Annotated in this window: 7 protein-coding genes and 1 tRNA gene; 5 read left to right on the top strand and 3 right to left on the bottom strand. The window is 67.6% G+C overall.

The genetic code is table 11. The features are described from left to right. The 3 genes from ACTHL9_RS03980 to ACTHL9_RS03970 form a co-directional block, all read left to right on the top strand. The coding region (locus tag ACTHL9_RS03980) for an Hsp20/alpha crystallin family protein (protein WP_440517478.1) at positions 1 to 232 on the top strand (232 nt) is incomplete at its 5' end. Between the two features lie 78 nt (positions 233 to 310). Then, positions 311 to 382, top strand: a tRNA-Gln gene (locus tag ACTHL9_RS03975). Between the two features lie 62 nt (positions 383 to 444). Continuing rightward, positions 445 to 1,002 (top strand): NADPH-dependent FMN reductase, encoded by a 558-nt coding sequence (locus ACTHL9_RS03970; RefSeq protein WP_440517477.1) that lies wholly within the window; start codon positions 445 to 447, stop codon positions 1,000 to 1,002. A gap of 165 nt (positions 1,003 to 1,167) precedes the next feature. Here the strand turns inward: ACTHL9_RS03970 and ACTHL9_RS03965 are convergent, their stop codons facing one another. The 3 genes from ACTHL9_RS03965 to ACTHL9_RS03955 form a co-directional block, all read right to left on the bottom strand. Continuing rightward, positions 1,168 to 1,635: a hypothetical protein gene (locus tag ACTHL9_RS03965; RefSeq protein ID WP_440517475.1), complete on the bottom strand. Its 468-nt coding sequence runs from the start codon at positions 1,633 to 1,635 to the stop codon at positions 1,168 to 1,170. A 103-nt stretch (positions 1,636 to 1,738) separates the two neighbouring features. Next, positions 1,739 to 2,461 carry a hypothetical protein gene (locus tag ACTHL9_RS03960; protein ID WP_440517474.1) on the bottom strand — a complete coding sequence of 241 codons (723 nt, stop codon included), beginning with the start codon at positions 2,459 to 2,461 and terminating at the stop codon, positions 1,739 to 1,741. 365 nt (positions 2,462 to 2,826) lie between these two features. Beyond that, on the bottom strand, positions 2,827 to 3,312 hold the full coding sequence (locus ACTHL9_RS03955; RefSeq protein WP_440517472.1) for a hypothetical protein: 486 nt from the start codon (positions 3,310 to 3,312) through the stop codon (positions 2,827 to 2,829). A gap of 91 nt (positions 3,313 to 3,403) precedes the next feature. On the opposite strand from ACTHL9_RS03955, the gene ilvD reads away from it, so the two are divergent. Further along, a complete protein-coding gene (gene ilvD, locus ACTHL9_RS03950; RefSeq protein WP_440517471.1) occupies positions 3,404 to 5,131 on the top strand; it encodes a dihydroxy-acid dehydratase in 1,728 nt (575 codons plus the stop codon). Between the two features lie 319 nt (positions 5,132 to 5,450). Further along, positions 5,451 to 7,037, top strand: a 1,587-nt coding sequence (locus ACTHL9_RS03945; RefSeq protein ID WP_440517470.1) for an acetolactate synthase large subunit, incomplete at its 3' end; no start/stop codon positions are given.

Genomic DNA, 7,037 nt, shown 5'->3' with positions numbered 1-7,037 from the left:
TTCCCTGCTGATCAACGCCCATCGGCAGGAGCGCAAGGAGGAGAAGGAGAAGGGCAGCTACCGCTCGGAGTTCCGCTACGGGTCCTTCTCCCGGACGCTGCCCCTGCCCGAAGGCGTCACCGACCAGGATATCCAGGCCACCTACCGCGACGGAGTCCTCGAGGTGCGCGTCCCGGTCCCGGAGCAGAAGCAGGGCGCCGCGAAGAAGATCGAGGTCAAGCGAGCTGGGTGAGCGGGGCTCGGAGGGGCGGGCAGCCGAAACCCCGGCATGCCCGCCCTGACGGGCAAGCCAGGCGTCGAGGGCGCCTGATCCCGGTTCGTCCAACCGGCAGGACACTGCACTCTGGATGCAGGAATCGTGGTTCGAATCCACGGCCGGGAGCGGAGGGGATCGCAAGCATTTCACTCGTTCGCGCGTCAAGAACGACAGGAGGAGTGCAGAAGATGGTCAGGATCGCAATCGTGGTCGGAAGCACGCGCCCCGGAAGGCGGGGACGGCACGTCGCAGACTGGGTTCTCAAACGCGCCGACGGGCTCCAGGGAGCCCAGTTCGAGATGCTCGACCTGGCGGACTTCGAACTCCCGCTCCTGGACGAGCCGTTCCCGCCCTCGCTGGGCCGGTACGAGCACGAGCACACCAAGGCGTGGGCGAGGGCGGTGGAGCCTTTCGACGGCTTCGTCTTCGTCACTGGCGAGTACAACCACTCTGTCCCTGGCGCTCTGAAGAACGCCCTGGATTACCTCTACGCGGAGTGGAACAACAAGGCCGCTGGCTTCGTCGGCTACGGCAGCGCCGGCGGGGTCCGAGCCGTGGAGAACCTGCGGCTCATCGCCGGGGAGCTGCAGATGGCTGACGTGCGCGCACAGGTCGCCCTGCCCTTCGCGACCGAATTCCAGGACTACACCACCTTCACGCCCAGCGCCGCAGCTGAAGAGCAGCTAGACACCATGCTGGAGCAGGTAGTCGCGTGGTCAGGAGCCCTCAAACCCCTCCGTCCCTGAGTGCCGCTGCGGGACCGGCGGGAACATCGAGTCCGAGACCCAGCCCGGCACCAGCGAAGGCCCTCGAACCTCTCATCCGCTCTCCCCTTGGAGGAGCACTAGGTTAGCTCTCAACGGCTGGACGATCCATAGTCATTTCCGCCGCCAGCGGTCATGGGGCCCCGGCTAGGTCCGGCTGTGCCTCTGGAAGGCGCGGCGTGCCAAGAAGGTTGCCGCGGCCGCGGCGACGAGCAGGATTCCTCCCGCCACTGCACCACTTCCGGTGCGAGTGCCGCCCGAGGCCCGCCGGAGCTCCTTGGAGGCCGTGCGGGCGGTGTCGGCGATCGCCTTCTGCCCGGCCCTGATGGCCTTCCGTGTTGCCGGCACCGGGGCATGGGAGACCGCGTCGGCCAAGTGCTCGGCGGCTTCGGCCAGCCGGCCGGTCGCGGCCTGCGCGGCGGCTTCCGCCTTATGGGCGCCCTTTGAGGCCGCCTCGCCGATGCTCCCTCCGACCGGGGGAAGAGCGTCGAGCCGGTGACGGAGCCCTGTCAGCACTTCGTCGAGCCCGCCCCTGAGCCGGGGCGCGACCCGGTCCAGGCTCGACTCGATGCGTGTGATCGAGTGGCGGATGGCCGCCCTCGCATCGGATGTCATCTCGAGGGCCCTCCTGTTCGCGTGCGTGCGCGACCAGAGTACGACGCGTCCCTCGGTTGGGTCACTGCTCTGAAAGGCAAAAGGATCAGGCCCCTGAAGGGGATCAGGCGCCGAACTGGATGCCGTCGACCTTCCAGGCGCCGCCTTCCTTAACCATCGTCACCACGGCGTTCTGGAGCTCGTCGGGGTTGATCGCATTCGGCTCACCGGGCGTGGTCCAGCGGCTGTCGGTCACGGGGGATCCGTCGGGACCCACGTAGTGGCGGCTGAAATAGCAGAAGACCCGGCCCGTCTGGAGCGCTGAGCCTGCGCCGGTCCGCAACGAGCACATCATTCCGGTGGTCTGGACCGTGAAACCGGTCGCATTGACTTCCTTCTGCTCGGGAGTGAACTCCGCGGGGAAGGTGCTCGCCATGTGCTGCGTGATGAGCCCTTGGGACGCGAGCTCGTCTCGCGCCCCGATCGGCGACGAATAGCGGTGTGAGGCCTCGTTCAGAAGCGTCGGGAGCGAGCGGTAGATGGCGTCGCGGGCTTGGCTGTCCTCACCGGTGAGGTTCTGCTCGTAGCCCGGCCCGTCGATGTGCAGGGCCCGCAAGGTGGGCGCCACGACAGGAACATTGACCGGAGTGCCGGCAGTCGGCGCACTGGAAGCCCCGCTGGGAGCCGCGCTGCCCGACGGACTCGCGCTCGCCGTCGTACTTGCGGACGACGACGGAGCCTGGGTCGCGCTCGAGCCGCCAGCCTGCGGCGCTGCGGCGGAGCAGCCGGCGACGAGGACGACGGCAAGAGCGGCAGTCGCGGCGGGCAGGATTCTTCTCGCGGTCATCCGCACGTCCTTCCTGTGGTTCCCAGTGGGAACGAGAGTCTCCCTGCCAACTTACGCGACGCACGACGACGGCCAGCGCCTGCCGCGCGCGAGTGGGCGAGTCGGGCGACTCCGGGAGGAGGACTCGGGTGGGTAGATCAGGCAGGCGGGCGCCGCACCCTGGCGCGGTGCCTTCCGCGGCCGGACACGGAGTTGTCCCTGTGGAAGATGGACCATCCTGCCACAGCGGCGAGTGCAATCGCCGAGAGCACGATCGCGAACCAATCCATGGCCACCTCCGAGAAGCGCCCGGCGGTGCCCCAGCCTCAGGGCGCCTTTGGTCCATTCAACGGCGGCATGTTGGACGTGTCCAGAGTCGAACGGCGTCAGAGCGCCGCGAGATGCCTCATGAACGCGCTGAAGTCCTCCGCATCGTCTTCCTGCTCGACAGTGCGTGGGTCGGGCCGCTCCTCGGGCCTGTCGATAAGGCACCTGTGACGAACCGTGAACGAGAACATGCGGCCGGTGCTCGTGCCGATGTCGAAGGCGCCGGGAGAGCTCTCCGCAGCGTACGCGAGGTTGGTCAGGTCGACCGTCCACGGCCGGCCTGCCGACGCGAGGGAGCGCCTGTCGAAGGGGGCGATGACGAGTTCGATCGGCTGACGGCGGTAGCCGAGCACGAGTCCATGCGGGATCCGCTCAGGCGACCATGCGCCATCCACCGTCCCTCCCGACTCGGAGGAGCAGACGAGGTTGTACGAGGCGTAGTTGGGGATCTGGGTGTCGAAGACCCGGTGCAAGGCTGCCTTGAGGGCCGCGTCCGATGCTGCAGGGCCCCGGCCCCCGTCGACGGGCGGGTGCTGGCTCGTCACAGGCTGCTCCTTTCGCCGCGCGTCCAGTCTACGGATGGTGCGCGTGTTGTCCCATGGGCGGGCACGTCCGGGACGGTCATAGACTTTGCCCATGACCGACCAAAGCCAAACCCCCTTTACGCCCCGTGACGGTGTGGATATCAAGCCTCGCAGTCGCGTCGTGACGGACGGCATCCACGCCGCTCCCGCTCGAGGCATGCTCCGCGCCGTCGGCTTCGGCGACGAGGACTTCGCCAAGCCCCAGGTCGGCATCGCGAGCTCGTGGAACGAGATCACGCCCTGCAACCTCTCGCTCGACCGTCTCGCGAAGGCCGCCAAGGAAGGCGTGCACGCGGCGGGCGGCTTCCCCATGCAGTTCGGCACGATCTCGGTCTCCGACGGCATTTCCATGGGCCATCAGGGCATGCACTTCTCCCTGGTCTCCCGGGAGATCATCGCTGACTCGGTCGAGACTGTCATGCAGGCAGAGCGCATCGACGGCCAAGTCCTGCTCGCGGGCTGCGACAAGTCCCTCCCGGGCATGCTCATGGCCGCCGCCCGCCTCGATGTCTCGAGCGTCTTCCTGTACGCCGGCTCGATCATGCCCGGCTGGGTCAAGCTCGAGGACGGCACGGAGAAGGACGTCACCCTCATCGATGCGTTCGAGGCCGTGGGGGCGTGTGCCGCCGGGAAGATGTCCGAGGGAGATCTCGACCGCATCGAGCGTGCGATCTGTCCGGGCGAGGGCGCCTGCGGCGGCATGTACACGGCGAACACCATGGCGAGCGCCGCCGAGGCCCTCGGCATGTCGCTCCCCGGTTCGGCCGCGCCGCCGTCGGCCGACCGCCGCCGCGACATGTTCGCCCACCGCTCGGGCGAGGCCGTCGTCAACCTCCTGCGGCAGGGGATCACCTCGCGCGACATCATGACCCGCGAGGCGTTCGAGAACGCGATCGCCGTGGTCATGGCGTTCGGCGGCTCGACGAACGCCGTGCTCCACCTCCTCGCCATCGCCCGGGAGGCGGAGGTCGAGCTCGAGCTGGAGGACTTCAACCGGATCGGCGACAAGGTCCCGCACCTCGGCGACCTCAAGCCGTTCGGCCGCTACGTCATGTACGACCTCGACCGCGTCGGCGGCGTGCCCGTCGTCATGCGCGCGCTGCTCGACGCGGGCCTGCTCCACGGCGACTGCCTCACCGTGACCGGCAAGACCGTCGCCGAGAACCTTGCCGAGATCGCCCCTCCGGACCTCGACGGGAAGATCGTCCGGGCGCTGGACAACCCGATCCACAAGACGGGCGGTGTGTCGATCCTGAGTGGTTCGCTTGCCCCCGAGGGCGCGGTGGTGAAAACCGCAGGCTTCGACGCCGAGGTCTTCGAGGGCTCGGCGCGCGTCTTCGAGCGCGAGCAGGGCGCGCTCGACGCGCTCGACAACGGCGAGATCAAGCCGGGCGACGTCGTCGTTATCCGCTATGAGGGCCCCAAGGGGGGCCCCGGGATGCGCGAGATGCTCGCGATCACGGGTGCCATCAAGGGTGCCGGGCTCGGCAAGGATGTCCTGCTCCTGACCGACGGCCGGTTCTCGGGGGGGACGACTGGGCTGTGCATCGGCCACGTTGCCCCAGAGGCGGTCGACGGCGGCGCGATCGCCTTTGTGCGCGACGGCGACAGGATTCGGGTCGACATTCCGAACCGCACCATTGAGCTGCTGGTCGACGACTCCGAGCTGGAGGCGCGGCGCGAAGGCTGGGAGCCGATCCCCGCGAAGTTCACCAAGGGTGTCCTCGCCAAGTACGCGAAGCTCGTGCACTCCGCGAGCGAGGGTGCTGTCCTCAGCTAGGACTTGAACGTCAGACCAGGTGCGGCCGGGTCCGAGGCCCGGCCGCACCGTCTCACGTAATGGATGCAAGTCCGAAATGTGAGACAACCAAGCCGCAAATTGACACTCTCACAAGCGATTGTGAAGACTGTGGGCATGCAGACCGTCCGGAGCGACATGGTGCTCAATGTCGTCGTCCTTGCCAAGCGCGTGGCTCACTGAAGCCCGACTGGCAACGATCTGTCACGCGCAACCCCTCGGAGAGCCGGAAGGCTGAGGGGTTGTTTTTATTTGAGCTGGGCACAGCTCCTTCGCCACGAAGATCCTAAGGAAGAGACTGATGAGCAAAGGAACGCCGATCAGCCCATCGCTGATGGCTTCGAAGCCGTCTGCGGCCAAGGCCGCGGATTCTGTCGACTCTGTCGACTCTGCCTCTGCCGTCCTGGGGCCCAACCGCGTTGTTGAGCCCACAGAGATGACTGGATCTGAAGCAATCGTCCGCTCGCTCGAGGAACTTGGCGTGGACGATGTCTTTGGTCTTCCGGGCGGCGCGATCCTGCCGACCTACGACCCTCTGATGGCTTCGAAGATCAACCACGTTCTGGTGCGCCACGAGCAGGGCGCCGGCCATGCAGCCCAAGGGTATGCGATGGTCACAGGACGTGTCGGCGTCTGCATTGCCACGTCTGGTCCGGGCGCCACCAACCTGGTGACCGCGATCGCCGATGCGCATATGGACTCCGTCCCCCTCGTCGCAATCACCGGCCAGGTCGCGAGCAGCGTCATCGGCTCCGACGCCTTCCAGGAAGCGGACATCGTCGGCATCACCATGCCGATCACCAAGCACTCGTTCCTCGTCACCCGGGCACAGGACATCCCCCGCACCCTCGCGGAAGCCTTCCACCTCGCCTCGACCGGCCGTCCCGGTCCGGTCCTCGTGGACGTGACGAAGGATGCGCAGCAGTCCCTGATGACGTTCAGCTGGCCGCCCAAGATCGATCTGCCGGGCTACCGCCCCGTGACCCGGGGCCACAGCAAGCAGGTCCGCGAGGCGGCCCGCCTCATCGCGGCGTCGGCGAAGCCCGTCCTGTATGTGGGCGGCGGCGTCGTCAAGGCGGACGCCTCCAAGGAGCTTCTCGAGCTGGCCGAGACCACCGGCGCGCCCGTGGTGACTACGCTCACGGCGCGCGGGTCCTTCCCTGATTCGCACTCCCAGCACGTGGGAATGCCCGGCATGCACGGCTCCGTCTCGGCGGTCACCGCCCTGCAGCAGGCCGACCTGCTCATCACGCTCGGCGCGCGGTTCGACGACCGCGTGACGGGTGTCCTGAGCTCGTTCGCGCCAAACGCCAAGGTCATCCACGCCGACATCGACCCCGCGGAGATCTCGAAGAACCGCGCGGCGGACGTCCCGATCGTCGGGTCGGTCAAGGAGATCATCCCCGAGCTCACCGAGGCCGTGCGCGCGCTCCAGGAGAAGGACGGCGGCGTCGACCTCGCTCCGTGGTGGGCGTTCCTCAACAAGCTCCGCGAGGACTACCCGCTCGGGTGGACCGAGCCAGAGGACGGGCTCCTCGCGCCGCAGAAGATCATCCAGCGGATCGGCGAACTGACCGGCCCGGAGGGTATCTACGTGGCGGGCGTCGGCCAGCACCAGATGTGGGCCGCCCAGTTCGTCAAGTACGAGCGGCCCCGCGCGTGGCTCAATTCCGCAGGGCTCGGCACCATGGGCTACTCGGTGCCGGCCGCAATGGGCGCGAAGGTGGGCAATCCGCAGCGCGTGGTGTGGGCGATCGACGGCGACGGCTGCTTCCAGATGACCAACCAGGAGCTCGCCACCTGCACCCTGAACAACATCCCGATCAAGGTCGCGGTCATCAACAACTCGTCCCTCGGCATGGTCCGCCAGTGGCAGACGCTCTTCTAC

The sequence above is a fragment of the Sinomonas sp. genome (assembly GCF_051955515.1).
GTDB lineage: Bacteria > Actinomycetota > Actinomycetes > Actinomycetales > Micrococcaceae > Sinomonas.
This window is presented reverse-complemented; position numbering and strand designations above follow the sequence as displayed.